The organism is Candidatus Symbiopectobacterium sp. NZEC135 (assembly GCF_025962695.1).
Map to the genome: position 1 here is coordinate 1 of NZ_JAGFPF010000959.1, position 812 is coordinate 812.

Annotated in this window: 1 protein-coding gene; it reads right to left on the reverse strand. The window is 52.5% G+C overall.

The features are described 5' to 3' along the window. The coding region (locus J5224_RS31730; RefSeq protein ID WP_264628950.1) for a YdgA family protein at positions 1 to 812 on the reverse strand (812 nt) is incomplete at both ends.

Here is an 812-nt window from a genome sequence, read left to right on the forward strand (position 1 = left end):
CTTCTTCATCGCTTTGTGCTGGCGGTGTTAACGCCGTGGTCTGCGCCGGATTACTCAAATTGAGTGAGGCGTTGAGCGTGCTTTCACCTTTGGCATTTTTCCAGCTCAAAGGCGCGATGGTAAAGTTCGGATTGCCTTTCAGCAGGCTGGGCAGGGCGTTGCGTACCGATTGCCCAAGTTCATACTGAAAACGCAGTGGGTCCATGACGGACTGGGACTCCAGGAATGACGCACTCAGGGTCTTATAAGTTTTGGCGAACTGCTGTGTCGCTTCACCATCCAGTTGGTTAAAACTGAAATTGAACTTCATGCTACCCAGGTCGCGATCTTTAAGCAGCAGCGCGTCTAATGACAAGGCTATCGCGCCAGCGATGTTTTTGTCGTCTTCGCTCATGGTGCTTGTGAGCACGAAGTTATTCAACGTGACAGGGTCACTTGTTGGCGGCGTGACCTTCATCGATTTCAGGGTAACGCTGCCGTCGCCGAGGTCCAGATTAAACTTGCCGCGGTGGTTTTTCGCTTCAAGCCCAACGCCTTCAAGAACGATAGTCTCTTTGCCGCCCTCATAGTTGGTGGTCTCTGATAAGAAATGAGAAACCGTGCCTGAGATGCGGCTGCTACGCAGATCGTGGGCAAGGTCTAGCGCAATGTCACTGCCGCTGAAGGTAAATTTAGTCCCTTCACTGTCAACATCGAGCGGGCGCAGAGAGATAACCGAAGCGGTATCCCCGTTGAATGCCACGCGCGTTTCTGCGCTGACGAACGGCTGGTTTTGAAGTACCACAAACAGGTCTTTGGTCGCTTCGGTGTTA